The 14,340-nt window shown below is 48.4% G+C and carries 13 protein-coding genes; 10 read left to right on the top strand and 3 right to left on the bottom strand.

What is annotated here, in order from left to right; genetic code table 11:
• Positions 1-45 precede the first annotated feature (45 nt).
• Positions 46-1,677, bottom strand: a complete 1,632-nt coding sequence (locus tag ACYVIY_RS10870) for an amidohydrolase (protein WP_460976366.1) — start codon at positions 1,675-1,677, stop codon at positions 46-48.
• A 107-nt stretch (positions 1,678-1,784) separates the two neighbouring features.
• Here ACYVIY_RS10870 and ACYVIY_RS10865 point away from each other — a divergent pair, with 107 nt between their 5' ends.
• The 3 genes from ACYVIY_RS10865 to ACYVIY_RS10855 all read left to right on the top strand — a co-directional run bounded on the left by ACYVIY_RS10865 (position 1,785) and on the right by ACYVIY_RS10855 (position 4,220).
• A complete protein-coding gene (locus ACYVIY_RS10865; protein WP_460976365.1) occupies positions 1,785-3,173 on the top strand; it encodes a TolC family protein in 1,389 nt (462 codons plus the stop codon).
• A gap of 89 nt (positions 3,174-3,262) precedes the next feature.
• Positions 3,263-3,472: a DUF2188 domain-containing protein gene (locus ACYVIY_RS10860; protein ID WP_460976364.1), complete on the top strand. Its 210-nt coding sequence runs from the start codon at positions 3,263-3,265 to the stop codon at positions 3,470-3,472.
• A gap of 58 nt (positions 3,473-3,530) precedes the next feature.
• Entirely contained in the window at positions 3,531-4,220 is a 690-nt protein-coding gene (locus ACYVIY_RS10855) for a DUF421 domain-containing protein (protein ID WP_460976363.1), read from the top strand.
• On the opposite strand, the gene ACYVIY_RS10850 is transcribed toward ACYVIY_RS10855, so the two are convergent.
• Both ACYVIY_RS10850 and ACYVIY_RS10845 read right to left on the bottom strand, forming a co-directional pair.
• Positions 4,217-5,314 (bottom strand): DNA topoisomerase IB, encoded by a 1,098-nt coding sequence (locus ACYVIY_RS10850; RefSeq protein ID WP_460976362.1) that lies wholly within the window; start codon positions 5,312-5,314, stop codon positions 4,217-4,219. The two genes, ACYVIY_RS10855 and ACYVIY_RS10850, sit on opposite strands and share 4 nt — an antisense overlap.
• 78 nt (positions 5,315-5,392) lie before the next feature.
• The gene (locus ACYVIY_RS10845; RefSeq protein ID WP_460976361.1) at positions 5,393-5,968 is read right to left on the bottom strand and encodes a DUF6962 family protein; all 576 of its coding nucleotides are present in this window, start codon (positions 5,966-5,968) and stop codon (positions 5,393-5,395) included.
• A gap of 159 nt (positions 5,969-6,127) precedes the next feature.
• Here ACYVIY_RS10845 and sucD point away from each other — a divergent pair, with 159 nt between their 5' ends.
• The 7 genes from sucD (at position 6,128) to porM (ending at position 14,295) form a co-directional block, all read left to right on the top strand.
• A complete protein-coding gene (gene sucD, locus ACYVIY_RS10840; protein ID WP_460976360.1) occupies positions 6,128-7,003 on the top strand; it encodes a succinate--CoA ligase subunit alpha in 876 nt (291 codons plus the stop codon).
• A gap of 39 nt (positions 7,004-7,042) precedes the next feature.
• Complete coding sequence (locus ACYVIY_RS10835) at positions 7,043-8,245, top strand: DUF4271 domain-containing protein (RefSeq protein ID WP_460976359.1); 1,203 nt, start codon at positions 7,043-7,045, stop codon at positions 8,243-8,245.
• A 99-nt stretch (positions 8,246-8,344) separates the two neighbouring features.
• Positions 8,345-9,130 (top strand): uroporphyrinogen-III synthase, encoded by a 786-nt coding sequence (locus ACYVIY_RS10830; protein ID WP_460976358.1) that lies wholly within the window; start codon positions 8,345-8,347, stop codon positions 9,128-9,130.
• A 182-nt stretch (positions 9,131-9,312) separates the two neighbouring features.
• Complete coding sequence (locus ACYVIY_RS10825; RefSeq protein WP_460976357.1) at positions 9,313-10,287, top strand: PorP/SprF family type IX secretion system membrane protein; 975 nt, start codon at positions 9,313-9,315, stop codon at positions 10,285-10,287.
• A 266-nt stretch (positions 10,288-10,553) separates the two neighbouring features.
• Positions 10,554-11,687 carry a T9SS ring complex lipoprotein PorK/GldK gene (porK, locus tag ACYVIY_RS10820; protein ID WP_460976356.1) on the top strand — a complete coding sequence of 378 codons (1,134 nt, stop codon included), beginning with the start codon at positions 10,554-10,556 and terminating at the stop codon, positions 11,685-11,687.
• Between the two features lie 89 nt (positions 11,688-11,776).
• The gene (porL, locus tag ACYVIY_RS10815) at positions 11,777-12,589 is read left to right on the top strand and encodes a type IX secretion system motor protein PorL/GldL (RefSeq protein ID WP_460976355.1); all 813 of its coding nucleotides are present in this window, start codon (positions 11,777-11,779) and stop codon (positions 12,587-12,589) included.
• 113 nt (positions 12,590-12,702) lie between these two features.
• Entirely contained in the window at positions 12,703-14,295 is a 1,593-nt protein-coding gene (porM, locus tag ACYVIY_RS10810; protein ID WP_460976354.1) for a type IX secretion system motor protein PorM/GldM, read from the top strand.
• The last annotated feature ends 45 nt before the right edge of the window (positions 14,296-14,340 follow it).

Genomic DNA, 14,340 nt, shown 5'->3' with positions numbered 1-14,340 from the left:
CTACGCGTCAGCAATGATTTACGGCAATTCGAAATTCACGGTAGATCAATAAATCCGTTCACCACCAATCCAGGTCTGCTTGACCTGAGTCTGGCGCAACTGCGTATTGGGGGCTGTCATAATGTCCCGGTCGAGCACGACAAAGTCAGCTTGTTTGCCGGGGGCGATGCTACCCCGAAGCTGATCCTCAAAGTTGGCATAGGCTGCCCAGCGGGTCATCGCCAATAAAGCCGATTTACGGTCAACGGCGTTTTCCATCTGGTAGCCACCTGCTGGGAAGTTCTTCGCGTCCTGACGTGCTACAGCGGCATGAAAACCGAATAAAGGGTTTTCCGCTTCGACGGGGAAGTCGCTGCCAAACGTAATCAGCCCATTCTGCTTCATCAGGTCGTTGAACGCGTAAGCTCCTTTAACCCGAATCGATCCCAGTCGGTCAGCAGCCCAGTACATATCCGACGTAGCGTGCGTAGGTTGTACCGAGGGAATAATCGAATAACGGCCAAACTTGTAAACGTCTTCCGGCGAAACGACCTGAGCGTGTTCAATCCGCCACCGGCGGTCGTTCTGTTTTTTCAATAAGTTGCCATACAGCGTCAACATCAGATGGTTGGCTGAGTCACCAATGCAGTGCGTATTGGCCTGAAAATTTGATGCGTAGAGAAGTTTCGTTACGCGTTCCAGCTCAGCTGGGCTCAACAGCAGGAATCCGCCCGTTTCGGGACGGTCGCTGTACGGCTTCCGCAAACAGGCTCCCCGCGAACCTAAGGCACCATCGGCATATAGCTTAAACGAACGAACGGTTAGCCGGTCCGTCTGGAAGGGGCCGCGTTTCAAAATGTAGTTCAAATTCGGTTCACCCAGGCTAACCATGGCGTAATCCCGAATTTTGAGCTTACCCGCTTTTTGAAGGCTGTCAATTAGGTTGATTTCATCGGGACTAATACCTGCGTCAGATACGGTGGTTAACCCCAGCTTAACGCAGGCGGCTTGGGCGGCCAGCAGCATACGGGTCTTGTCGGCGTTATCGGGTCGAGGTAGTACTCGCCGAATAAACTGCATCGCGTTGTCTACTAAAACACCGGTGGGTTCACCGTTCGCGAGCACCACTTCGCCACCAGACAGTTTTGAGCCGGCTGTGATTTGAGCGAGCCGGAGTGCTTTTGAATTGACCAGCAACGCGTGTCCATCTACCCTTGTGAGGGCAACCGGTACATTAGGAAACGCAGCATCCAGTTTTTCTTTGGTTGGGAACGTTTTCTCTGGCCAGTCGTTCTGATCCCATCCGCGACCCGTGAGCCAGAGCACCTGCGGATTTTTCTGGTAAAATGCTTTCAACCGGTCGATCACCTCATCATACGATTCCGCACCAACCAAATTAGCTTGAGACAAAACCTGTCCCAATCCCAGGAAGTGCGCGTGGGGATCGTAGAATCCGGGGTAAACAGGCTGCCCGTTAAGGTCTGCCGTACTGTCGGCGTTGTATTGTTCAGCGAGTTCTTTTGCTGAGCCAACCGCTAAGAATTTACCGTCTTTTACAACGAATGCTTCCGCTGTCGAAAAGCTTGAGTCGGCTGTGTAGATATGGGCATTGGTGACAAGTAGATCGGCTTTTTTCTTGAATGAGCAGCTCGATAACAGAGCAATAAAAGCCAGTGCTGGCAATGGCAAACGATTCATGGTTGATGATTGGGCGAAACGCAAATTACGCGAAAATTAATAAGCACTTCAGCTAATCGTAGATTCTTGTAATTTTGGCTTTTAATCTTGTTGTTAATACTAAGTCAATGAAGCTCTACGGCTGGATTTTACTTGTTTCCTTACCCGCTACGGTTTTTGCTCAACAACCCCAAAATGCCATCCAACGTGCTCAGCAGCGAAGTTTCACGGTTGCTACCATTCCACAGCCGGGGGAACTGCTCACTTTTCAACAAGCTGTTGCCCAGGCTGTTGAAAAAAACTACCAGGTTCAGATTTATCGACAGCAAGAGCAAATTGCCCGTAATAACTACACAAAGGGCAACGCTGGGTACTTGCCTTCTCTTATTGGTAACCTTAGCTCAAATGGTGGACTACAGAACTTTCGGCAGACGTATCTGGATGGACTCCGGCCTCCGCAGGAAGCGCGTGGCGTCTTCAACCGGACCAGTAACATAGGTTTCAATATAAATTATACCGTATTCAATGGCTATGCCCGAAGTGCGCTATACACACAGCTAAGGCAGTTACTACAAATCAGTAACGTTACTACCCGAGCAAATGTAGAAGCAACCATTGCCAACGTTGCCACCAGTTATTATGATGTCGTTCGGCAGCTTCAGCGATTAATTGCCTTTAGTCAGGCTCTTGATATTTCGCGTGAACGGCTCGAACTGGCTCGCGCTAACTACGAAGTAGGTACCCGTTCTAAGGTTGATTTCTTGAGTGCTCAGGTAGATTATAACACCGATAGTGCCGCTTTACTATCGCAGGAGCAAGCCTTACGAAATGCGAAAATCCTGTTGAATACGCAGTTGATACGGGACCCACAAGCAGAATTCTCCGTTCGGGATACCATCATTGCCCGGACCGACCTGCAGCTAGCCACTTTACAGGAATCATTGACGACAAACAACCCTTTGTTGGCTACAGCGGTTCTTAACCGAACGTTGGCGGACATTAACCTGCGTTTGGCAAATGCCCAACAACTGCCGGTATTAACTGCACAAACTGGATATAACTATCAATTGGTTGATAACCAGGGCGGTTTTGGTATACGCACGGGCCGCACTGGCGCGTTGACCTACAACCTGCAAGCCACGATTCCCATATTCAACGGATTCAACCTGAAGCGTCAGATTCAGAACGCCCGTGTTAATACGTTGATTGCTCAGAACCAGGAGAGTGACCAGCGGTTACAGCTTCAATCGGCATTAGCCCAAACGTATCAGGCCTATCGCAATAGCCTGTCGCTGCTAAACCTGGAGGTTCAGAATAATCAGTTGGCTAATCAGAACGTCGATATTGCTTACGACCGTTACCGAATCGGTAATTCAACATTTGTCGAGTTCCGGGATGTACAGCGTAATGCGATAAACGCGCAGACTCGTTTGATTGAAGCTGAATTTAATGCCAAAGCTGCCGAAATTGAACTGTTGCGATTAAGCAGCACCATCACGCAGGAGCTGGCGCAGTAGAGCTAAGGCCCGTTCGTTGAACAGTCTGTTCGTTAAGCGGTTATCCTAGTAAGCTCATAACGCAGGATACTAACAATCAACAACCGACTATGCCCTATACGAACAAAGAGTACCCTGACTCGTTGAAAAACTTTATGGCGCCGGTTCGTAACAAAGCCATTGCCATTGCGAACGCACTGCTGGCTGAAGGTAGCGACGATCAGAAAGCGCTGGCTATTGCTACGGCGAAAGCCGAAGAGTGGGCACTGAAACGAAGCATTAAAGTGCGGAAGGACAACGCACCTGAGAATAAGAAGTAAGGGGAAGCCTGTCAATTCAGGCTTCCCTTTTTTGTTGATTCACTTCACTACGTAGACAATGAAACAACCGGTTGAGCCCTTTGATTGGGTGCGCGTATTAACGAATGAACTTCCCCTGACGTATTTAGGTGAGGTGGCGTTTCGTACGCTGGTAATGTTCTTGGTGTTATTGATTGCCTTAAAAATCTCGGGTAAACGCCAGATTAAGCAATTGTCTGTGTTCGAGCTGGTTCTTGTTATTGGATTAGGTTCGGCGGCTGGCGATCCAATGTTTTACGAAGATGTACCACTGCTCTCGGTCATAGTCGTGTTCACGGTAATGATGATTTGCTACAAGCTCATTACCAGGCTTTCTGATTCCAACCGAGTCGTTCGGGAGTTTTTAGAGGGTAAACCTGTATACGTAGTAGAAGGAGGCTGTATTTTAATCAAAAACTTCAAGAAGGAGGACCTGACGCAGGACGAGCTTTTTACTGAACTTCGGTTAGCGGGAATAAAGCAGTTGGGCGAAGTACAGGCCGCTATTCTTGAGCCAACCGGCGAAGTAAGCGTGTTTCAATACCCTCAAAATGACGTAAAAGCCGGTTTGCCAGTTATGCCGAAAGCTTTGCAAAACTCTACCGAAACAATTGCCGAAGCTGGGACGTACGCCTGTACAACCTGCGGCAATATTCAAACGTTTGCTGCAAGTAGCCAGCCTATTTGTCCTAATTGTCAACACAATCAGTGGGTCAAGGCTACGCATTAAGCTACTGCCTTTTTAGCCGCAGGGCTTTTCACTACTTTTTTAACCTGATCTTTCAGGAATTTTAAGAGTAGTTTTTCAACACCGTCGAGACCGTGGGGGCTTGTTTGCCGAAAGCGATTTTTATGTTCAATATATGGGTTTAGATCGCGGCACTCGTAGGCTTCCAGAATTTGGGGGTGGACGTAATGCTTGCGGCAAACCGTACGTGTGTTGCCCAGTTGATGGGAGACTTCATCCAGTACGGTATTTACGTTTTTCTTCAGTTCTTTTTCGGTTTCGCAAGGTTCCAGTTCTACCAAAAGCCGAAGCGCGTTTACCGTTCCGGCCCATGTGCGGAAATCTTTGGCCGAAAAATCACTGCCCATCGTTTCGTGTAAGTAGTCGTTAACCATGCCCGAGTCAATCGACCGTCGGTCGCCATTTTCGTCGAAATACTGAAACAGCTCTTTACCGGGTATGTCGCGACACGCTTTGACCAGACGAGACAAGCGCCGGTCGTGCAACGTAATGTCGTGGTAAATGCCTTTTTTGCCTTTAAAGCTGAACCGAACCTCACTACCTTCCAGCTTTACGTGCCGATCTTTCAGCGTGGTTAAGCCGTAAGAACCGTATTCTTTCTCGTATGCCGCATTGCCTACGCGAATCAGCGTTTGCTCCATTACACTCAACGCAACGGCAATAACTTTCTCGCGGGTGAGTTCGCGTTGTTTTAAGTCTTTATCCAAACGAGCCCGTAAAAGCGGCAGCGCTTCCCCAAAAGCCACCATCCGGAAAAACTTAGTTTCACTACGTATCGCGTTCCAGTTGGCGTGGTAGCGGTACTGCTTTCGACTTTTAGTATCAATACCGGTTGCCTGCAGGTGCCCATTGGCCTTGGGGCTAATCCAGACGTTCTCCCAGGCTGGTGGCAACGCCATACTGCGAATACGAGCTAACGTTTCTTCATCATCAACTTCATCGCCATCGGACGTGAGGTAAACAAATCGGTCGCCGTTGCGCTGACGGGTGATGCCAGGCATCGTATCACTCACGTAAAGAAGTTTGGCGGCTTTGGCCGTTTTTTTCGGGTCCTGAGCCAGTTCTAAAAGATCCAACGCTATTGAGTTTATAATTGTACTGTGGTGGATGACCTCTACACCTGTCAAACTATAAACTACCGCTAAAGTTATCGCTCATCGTTCGGCTGCCTTTCCGAAAAACCAGAGTGCTAACGCATTGGCGTAATGAAAGAAATCGGTGGGATGAATAATACCATCGAACGCATCCGCTTTTGTAGCCAGGCCCATCATCATAGCGGCCAGTACCACCCACAAGCCACGTTTGTTACGTTGCAGCAGCGAGAAAACGGCCAGCAGCATCAAGGCCAGAATACCCAGCGACGGTACAATCGGCGTAAACACGCGTACGTCAGGCAGGAGCAGGCTGATGAATAGGAAGAGACCAAACAGGACCGCAGCGACGAAGGTGAGTAAGGTAAGCGTACGGCGATTGAGCAGGGCATATACGGCCGTTACCACACAAACGACGCCTAAGGTATCCGACAACACAATCATCGAGCTATGCAGCGGCTTCAGCGCATCATTACCAGCATACAGGGCCACGCCAATTAGAGCCGCCAGCGAGGTTGTTAAGAGAAAGAAGCCCCAGAGTAACCGGTTGAACAAGGAAATGCGGCCGAAGAAGTGCCAAAACACGCCAAAGCCCGCTCCGGCTAAGACTGAACCCGAGAGAATGTGCGAAAAAATCATCACGTAATTTACGAAGTTTCGGCTACTTTTGCCCAACTTTTATGAGATGAAAAGAGGAAGGAAAGAGGTAAAGACTAAATTAATAGTGATGGGTCTTTATTATTTTTTCTGTCAGGCTAGCTTCTCCTTAACTGCATCGCCAACGATTTACAAACCGTCATGAGTGTTTTAGTTAACAAAGACTCCAAAGTTATCGTCCAGGGCTTTACCGGCTCGGAAGGCAGTTTTCACGCCCAGCAAATGATTGAATATGGGACTAACGTAGTTGGGGGCGTAACGCCGGGTAAAGGCGGACAAACTCACCTCGACCGTCCTGTGTTCAATACGGTTCAGCAGGCGGTAAACGAGGCTGGGGCCGACGTATCGATCATTTTTGTGCCGCCTGCTTTCGCGGCCGATGCCATTATGGAAGCGGCCGATGCGGGTATAAAGGTCATCATCTGCATTACCGAGGGCATTCCGACCGAAGATATGGTAGCGGTGAAAAACTACCTGGCCGATAAAGAAGTACGGTTAATCGGACCAAACTGCCCGGGCGTTATGACGGCCGAAGAATGTAAGGTTGGCATCATGCCGGGCTTCATTTTCAAAAAAGGTACGGTCGGTATCGTTTCCAAATCCGGTACGTTAACCTACGAAGCGGTTGATCAGCTGACAAAAGCCGGTCTGGGCCAGTCAACGGCTATCGGCATTGGGGGCGACCCGATTATTGGCACGACCACCAAGCAGGCGGTTGAACTGCTCATGAACGACCCCGAAACCGAAGCGATCGTAATGATTGGTGAAATCGGTGGTGGTATGGAAGCTGAAGCTGCACGCTGGATCAAGGCCGACGGAAATCGTAAACCCGTTGTTGGATTCATCGCTGGTCAGACAGCCCCCAAAGGTCGTCGGATGGGCCACGCTGGTGCTATTGTCGGCGGAGCTGATGATACGGCCGCGGCAAAAATGGCCATCATGCGGGAATGCGGCATTCACGTGGTTGAATCACCTGCCTTAATTGGCGACACCATGCTGAAAGCACTGGGCAAATAAAGAAGCGAATCGGAACGCCGAATCGGAATGGAAGAGCGAATGAGCGAACGAGTTAAGGTGAAGAGGAGACATATACTGGCTATCTGTATAATAACGCTCTTTCACTCGTTCGCCCTTTCGCTCTTTACATTTGGTCAGCCCCGTACGAGCGGCATTGGCCCCAACGGAAGGTTTTATCCGATCCACAATTTCCGGGAAGATTTTCAGGTGTACGACGAACGTACGAAAGCGTACGTACCGTATATCGTGGAACAACATGCGGACGAAACAGCCCTCAGCGTTTACGTTGACCTGGAGAGTAACCGTCACTATAGTTTGCTGATTTCTACGCAGCAGGACGGCTACCTCTTTATAAATGCCGCTCTGAAACGTAAGCTACGGGCTAATCAATGGCAGGTGCTCAGTATCGACAGCCTGTACCGGGTGTATCGGCAACCCGAGGTATTTCTGACGCTCTACGGAGCCCCTGGACTGGCGGATAAGCAGTTATTTATCGGCTATCCGAAATCGGCTACCCAAAAACCGGTCGTTCTACGCGATGATAACTTAAGTGTACGTCCCCGTCCGCAAGCCGTTTACGACAACTTCCTGAATATCGGGTTGCTGTTTCTGCTGGCTACGCATGCTTTTTTGTACACGGCTTACCCTCGGGCTTTTCAACGATTTTATAGCTTCCGCGATCTTCTGTCACTACGTGCTCAGGAAGAGTCATTTTTGATCAACCGGCCTTTAAGCAGCACGAATATCTGGTTCACGCTGAATTTAAGCTTTGTCGTTGCTTATCTAATCATTTTCGTTCAGAGCCGAAATCTTGAGGTTTTTGAGTCCCGGACCTTGCTGTTGCGTGAGCAGCAATTTGGGTGGCTAGTCGGCGAATTCTTAGTGCTGACAGGGTTGGCGTTTCTGAGCTTAATGGGGAAATACCTTGCGCTGGAAGTGCTGGGCGGACTGTACAAGTTGCAGAGTATCATTAACGTCCATTATTTCAAGATTATACAGTCATCGTTGTTGTTCTTTTCGGGTTCAACGGTTGTGCTAGCCGTTATTTCCTATAACACAGCGGCAACGTCCTGGCCGGAGGGCGCTTTGTTTTTGCCCCTGATCGGTTTTTACATCGCACGTTTGGCCTTACTTTACTTTGTCATACGCACGATGGAGCCTATCAAAAATCTTTATTTATTTTCGTACCTTTGTATCGTTGAATTGATTCCACTCATCATTGGTTTGCGCTTCGCACTATGATGAATGAGTTTTCAGTAAAAGTGAGCGATGAACAGTTGGCAGTTGCGTCGCTGAGGCACTAAGAACTGATAACTGACTATCGAAACGAGTAGAGATTCAATGAACGAGACCAGCATGCAATCCACCGAAGACCGGCTCACGAAAGTTAACCGGCTGTTAGTAACCCAATCCCGCCCCGCCGACGAAAAATCTCCTTATTTTGATTTAGTTAGCAAGTACAACCTTCATATTGATTTTCGGCCGTTTATCCAGATTCAGGGCGAATCGTTTAAAGATTTTCGGCGTCAGAAAATCAATATCCTGGCGCATACTGCCATCATTTTCACCAGTCGGAACGCGATTGACCATTTCTTCCGGATTTGTCAGGAAGGCCGGATCGAAGTGCCTGCCGATATGAAATACTTCTGTATTTCGGAGCAGACAGCTAACTACCTTCAGAAGTATATCGTGATTCGGAAGCGGAAAATTTTCAACGGTACAAAAACCGCTACGGAGCTATTTGATCTGATCAAAAAGCACAAGAACGAGAAATTCCTGTTTCCGTGCTCCAACATCCGCCGGAACGATATTCCGGAGTTTATGGATACCAGCAGCCTGCATTTTACGGAAGCTGTGATGTACGACACCGTACCAACGGACCTGTCGGATCTGGATATTCATAGCTACGACATCATTGCCTTTTTCAGTCCCTCGGGCGTAAGCTCTCTGTTGAGCAACTTCCCGGACTATAAGCAGAACGGAACCCGGATGGCTGCCTTTGGTCCGACAACGGCCAAAGCAATTACTGATGCCGGCTTGCTGCTTGATATTGAAGCTCCTTTACCTAATGCTCCCTCCATGACCGGAGCGCTGGACTTATACATCAAAAAGGCCAACAATCAGTAAAAGGTGTTGTTATACAAACGTCGAATGCCGGAGATTGAGATCACTAGCTCATTTCCGGCATTCAGCCTTTATTCCAGTTCAATAATTTGCCTCGAAAGGCGTTTAGTTGTAAAGGTAATTCGTGTATACTGAACGTTGCTGTAAAGGAAGACTTTAGCTGTTCAACATTTCATTTTGGTTGTATGATTCGCACATTTTACGTTCTTGCTTTGTTGATACTACTTGGGGTTAGTCAGACTGCCAGGGCACAACAAGATCCGCAGTTCAGCATGTATATGTACAATCCGCTTTACTACAATCCGGCAGCCGCAGGCTCGGAAGGTGTATCGCGACTGCAGATTACGCAACGAACGCAGTATCTGGGCTACCAGACCGTCGGCAACAATGATCCGGGTGGCGCTCAGAGTTCCCAATTATTGTCGTTCAACATGCCGTTAGCTAAGATCAAAGGTGGAATAGGCATTTACGCGCTGAACGATAAATTTGGACCTACCATCAACCAGGCCGTGCAAATCGCGTATGCATATCGAATGACACTGAAAAGTGGTACGTTGGCATTAGGCGTACAGACTGGGTTGTTCAACCGGGGCATCGACTTTGGCCAGCTGCGTCCCGGAGAGCCGGGCGATCCACTGATTCCGACCGGCCGAATCAGTCAGTTCAAGCCCGATTTATCGGCTGGGGTGTATTACAATACGACCGATTATTGGGTTGGCTTGAGTATGACTCACCTTAATCGCGCTACATACAATTTTATTACCGACCGATCAATTGAACCTTCTAATAGTAAAGCGTATCTGACAGCTGGCTATCGGTTGGGTATAGGATACGACATCGACGTACAACCCTCGATACTGGTTCAATACAGCACCGTTGAAGGGATCAAAGGATCAGCCGCTACGTTAAATCTGGTCGCTACGTATGACAATCGTATATGGGGCGGGGTAGGGTATCGACTGAAAGATGCAGTGATGGCAACCGCTGGTATCAACCTGATGCGTAACAACGCGCTGCGTGTTGGCTATTCACTGGACATTACCGCTGGAGGAGCGCAAGTAAAAAGCCCGACTTCGCACGAGATTTTGCTGGCTTACGCCTTTCCGGCACCTGATGCCCGTAAGAAGCCAATAGTGCGTACTCCGCGGTTTCGGTATTAATAGAATAGAAGGTTGTACGTTTTCACGATGCTATAGGGCTTAGCCAACATTTTGGCAACATTCTTGTTAGGCAGTTTGCATTCAACAATTTATTTTTGTTGAATTGGCTATCGTGGCGATGTAAGCCGTTACATAAGGTAGAATCGTTTGAGGTGAAGCGTGAACAGAAAATAAATCTGAGCCCTACAGCCTTACATACAATAACCAAACAGATTTTCGTTTTTAGTCTGGTCTCGCACAAGAAGAAGGTAAAATAGCCTACAAAGATGAAGTATAACTGGTTTACAATCAATGCAACCCGGATGGTGATGGTCGCAGCAGTGTTCCTGCTAATGCAAGGTTGCGGATTCGTTAAGTCAAAATTTGGTGGTAAGGGTGGCAAAGGGGGCGATGTAGGCGTCACGAACGGGGAAATTACAGCAACCGGTCGTAAAGGCTACAAGCAAACCACACCCTACGGCATGGTACTGGTTCCATCCGGTTCGTTTATCATGGGTCAGGCTGACGAAGACGTAGCCGCGACGCAAATCAACATGAACCGTCAGGTAACCATCAGCTCATTCTACATGGATGATGCTGAAATCTCGAACCATGAGTACCGTCAATACGTCAATGCATTATTGGCTGACTCCGTATCGACCCTGGGTGAAGAAGAAATTATGTCGAAGTTTTATCCTGACACGACGGTGTGGAAAAACGACTTCACTTACCACAACGGGGATCCGATGTTAGAATATTACTTTGCCCATCCAGCGTTTGATACGTATCCGGTTGTAGGCGTAAGCTGGAAAGCTGCACAGCACTTCAGCCAATGGCGTACAAATGTGTATAATGATTACCGCACGAAAGAAGGCCAGTTCAATTCACCACGGTTCCGGCTTCCATCAGAAGCAGAATGGGAGTGGGCTGCCCGCGGTGGTAAACAGGGGGCTAAATATCCTTGGGGGAACCCCTACGTAGCGAATGGCAAAGGTTGCTATCTGGCAAACTTTAAACCACAGCGGGGCAATTTTGATGCAGATGGGTACCCATATACAGCCCCAGCGACTGCCTACAGCCCAAATGATTACGGTCTTTACAACATGGCTGGAAACGTAGCCGAATGGTGCCGTGATGCGTACGCCGACAACTCCAACGCCATTGTTTGGGACATGAACCCCGATAACCAGAATGCCGACGAGCCTCGGAAAGTTGTGCGGGGCGGTTCCTGGAAAGATATTGCGTACTACCTGGAAACCGGTACACGCTACTACGAATACGAAGATCAGAAACGCTCGTTCATCGGTTTCCGTTGCGTAATGGATAACCTCGAAGGACGTACCGCTTCAGCGCGGGGTGGTCGAGTAGGGGGCAGCAGTAAGCCTAAAAGCAGCAAAAAAGCGTCAAAAGATAAGGTTTAATACACAATAGAGTATTGAGTACGTAACGTTGATCGTTACAATAAAGAAACCCGCACACAGTCAGTTATAATTAACAATAATCGCTCGTCATGGCAGCAGCAAAGTCAGTAAATTTCTTCTGGGATCGTTTAGTACCAACCATTTATAGTGCCGGTGCCGCCGTTGTTGTCTTAGGGGCAATGGCTAAAATTCAACATATTACCTCGCTTAGCTGGTTGCTAACTGTGGGTCTGATTATTGAAGCCGTGATTTTTGCGCTTTACGCAATGCAAAGCTTCCTTTTCCCCGCTACGTCGGGTGATGGCTACGCTTGGGAGCGGGTTTATCCGGAGCTGGCTGATGATTTTAAAGGTGAAGCGCGCAAGCCGATTGCTCAGCCTAACGGCCTTACCGCTAATATGGATCAGATGTTGGCACAGGCAAAAGTAACGCCTGACGTGTTCGAGAAATTAGGAACGGGTTTCCGCAGCCTGAACGACACCGTCTCGAAACTGACGGATCTTACCGATGCAACGGTGGCTACCAATGATTACGCACGTAACGTGAAAACGGCGTCGCAATCATTGTCAGAAATGAATAAGTCGTATAACACGGCTATTACGGCAGTTAGCTCAATGGCCGACGCTACGAATGATACGAAAGAACTTCGCGATCAGACGCAAAAAGTAACGAAGAATATGGGTGCTTTGAATGCAGTTTACGAACTGGAGCTGCAGGACACCAACAAGCATCTGAAAGCGATGAACGCCTTCTATGGTAGCTTAACTTCGGCTATGGAAAATATGACGGATGCGAGCCGTGATACGCAGCAGTTCAAAAATGAACTGGCTAAACTAACGGGCAATCTGGCATCGCTTAACAACGTATACGGCAGCATGCTGACCGCAATGCGCGGCAATTAAAAAAAGTTATAAGGTTAGGTGGTTACAGAGTTTCAAGAACTTGGCAACTCTGTAACTGTATAACTGTACGACTTTGTAACTCTCCAACTTTTTTTCATTACTACCATACATAAATGGCAGGCGCAAAAGAGACACCCCGTCAGAAGATGATCGGGATGATGTATCTGGTTTTGACCGCGTTGCTGGCTTTACAAGTCACCTCGGCGATTCTGGAGAAATTTGTATTATTAAATAATAGCCTTGAGCAGTCTACTATGTCGGCTAGCCGGGTTAACCAATCTACCGTTGATAATATTCGGGCTACTGTTGAAAAATCAGGTAACCGGGCGGCTGATCTTGCGATTGTGAAGCAGGCCGATGAGGTCCGTAAAATGACGGGTGATGTCATCGGTCAGATCGATGCGCTGAAGGAACGGATTATCAGTGAAGCAGGCGGAGGAACCGACGAGGCTGGAAATATCAAAAATCTGAGTGAGGAAGAGAAAGTTGCTCAAATCATGGTTGGCGGTAACCACAATGGTGAAGCGTACAAACTGAAAAAGCAGCTCGATGATTACTTAGAAAGTTTAGGTAAATACAGTACTGCTAAATACACTTCGTTGGCGCTGAATGGTAAAGACGATCCCATTTCGAGCCGTTCGCCAGAGCAGCGTCTTAAAGATTTTGGTGAGCTGAACTTTGCGCAAACGCCGGTTCCTGCTGCTTTAGCTGTACTGACCCAACGCCAGACAGACGTACGTCGGATTGAAGGTGAGGTTTTGAATGTATTGGCCAGCAAAGTAGGCGCACAGGATGTTAAGTTTGATAAGATTCTGGCGATGTTGAGCATGGAATCTAAAGTGGTTGTTGCGGGTACGAAGTTTAAAGGGCAAATGTTTCTGGCTGCATCTTCGTCAGGTATCCAACCACGCATGAGTTTAAATGGTGGTCCGGTACGTATGCAGGACGGACAGGGCATTGTTGAATTCACCGCCCAAGGTGGTGCTTATGATAAGAATGGTTTAGCACGTCGGGTGTTATCAGGAGCTATTTCGTACCAAACGGCCGCCGGCACCAAAACAGTGCCTTTACAGGCTGAATACTTCGTTGCGAAGCCTTCGTACCAGATTGAGACCGGTACAATGCCCCCGCTGTATTTAGGTTGTGCTAACAAACTGAGCATTCAAAGTCCACAGTTAGGGGCTTTGTGGAGTCCAAACTTCTCGGCTGATGGGGCACAGGTTATTCCGTCTGGTGAGAAGGGCAAGATTACCGTAGTACCAAGTTCAGCACAAGTAAGTCTGAATATTAGCAACAGCGGTAGTTTGTTAGGGACCGAGCGCTTCCGAGTAAACAAGGTGCCTCGTCCTACGTTAGAATACTTGATTGGGGGACAAAGAATTACTGACCCTAGAGGTTTGCCAGTATCATCGGCACGTAGCGTTCGGGTATCTGCTGTAGCGGATGAAAGTTTCCGTAACTATTCTCCTGATGATGCTAATTTCCGGGTGACTGGCGTTACAGTTTCGTTAGGACGTGGAACGCGTCGTGTTGGAAGCCCTATAAGCCTTGGCCCCAACGGTGGTTCAATCGGCTCTTTAGCCTCCGAAGCTCAGCCTGGTGACCGATTGGTGATTGAAGTTGATGGTGTACAGCGTCGGAACTTCCAAGGTAATATCAGTGATGTTCCCATGGGCAAACCCATTACTTCGGTTAACTTGTATTAAGTGCACGAATTAAGAACTTACGTCGTTACTAAGTTGCAGTAAGCA

The organism is Spirosoma knui (genome assembly GCF_054780635.1).
Note: the sequence above shows the minus strand (reverse complement) of the source record. Positions and strands in the feature narration are given on the sequence as shown.

What these genes read in the sequence shown, in the direction of transcription:
- porK (WP_460976356.1), top strand. Translation starts at nt 10,554, where the DNA reads ATGAAGTATAACTGGTTTACAATCAATGCAACCCGGATGGTGATGGTC.
- porM (WP_460976354.1), top strand. Translation starts at nt 12,703, where the DNA reads ATGGCAGGCGCAAAAGAGACACCCCGTCAGAAGATGATCGGGATGATG.
- porL (WP_460976355.1), top strand. Translation starts at nt 11,777, where the DNA reads ATGGCAGCAGCAAAGTCAGTAAATTTCTTCTGGGATCGTTTAGTACCA.
- ACYVIY_RS10870 (WP_460976366.1), bottom strand. Translation starts at nt 1,677, where the DNA reads ATGAATCGTTTGCCATTGCCAGCACTGGCTTTTATTGCTCTGTTATCG.
- ACYVIY_RS10845 (WP_460976361.1), bottom strand. Translation starts at nt 5,968, where the DNA reads ATGATTTTTTCGCACATTCTCTCGGGTTCAGTCTTAGCCGGAGCGGGC.
- sucD (WP_460976360.1), top strand. Translation starts at nt 6,128, where the DNA reads ATGAGTGTTTTAGTTAACAAAGACTCCAAAGTTATCGTCCAGGGCTTT.
- ACYVIY_RS10860 (WP_460976364.1), top strand. Translation starts at nt 3,263, where the DNA reads ATGCCCTATACGAACAAAGAGTACCCTGACTCGTTGAAAAACTTTATG.
- ACYVIY_RS10825 (WP_460976357.1), top strand. Translation starts at nt 9,313, where the DNA reads ATGATTCGCACATTTTACGTTCTTGCTTTGTTGATACTACTTGGGGTT.
- ACYVIY_RS10855 (WP_460976363.1), top strand. Translation starts at nt 3,531, where the DNA reads ATGAAACAACCGGTTGAGCCCTTTGATTGGGTGCGCGTATTAACGAAT.
- ACYVIY_RS10865 (WP_460976365.1), top strand. Translation starts at nt 1,785, where the DNA reads ATGAAGCTCTACGGCTGGATTTTACTTGTTTCCTTACCCGCTACGGTT.
- ACYVIY_RS10835 (WP_460976359.1), top strand. Translation starts at nt 7,043, where the DNA reads ATGAGCGAACGAGTTAAGGTGAAGAGGAGACATATACTGGCTATCTGT.
- ACYVIY_RS10830 (WP_460976358.1), top strand. Translation starts at nt 8,345, where the DNA reads ATGAACGAGACCAGCATGCAATCCACCGAAGACCGGCTCACGAAAGTT.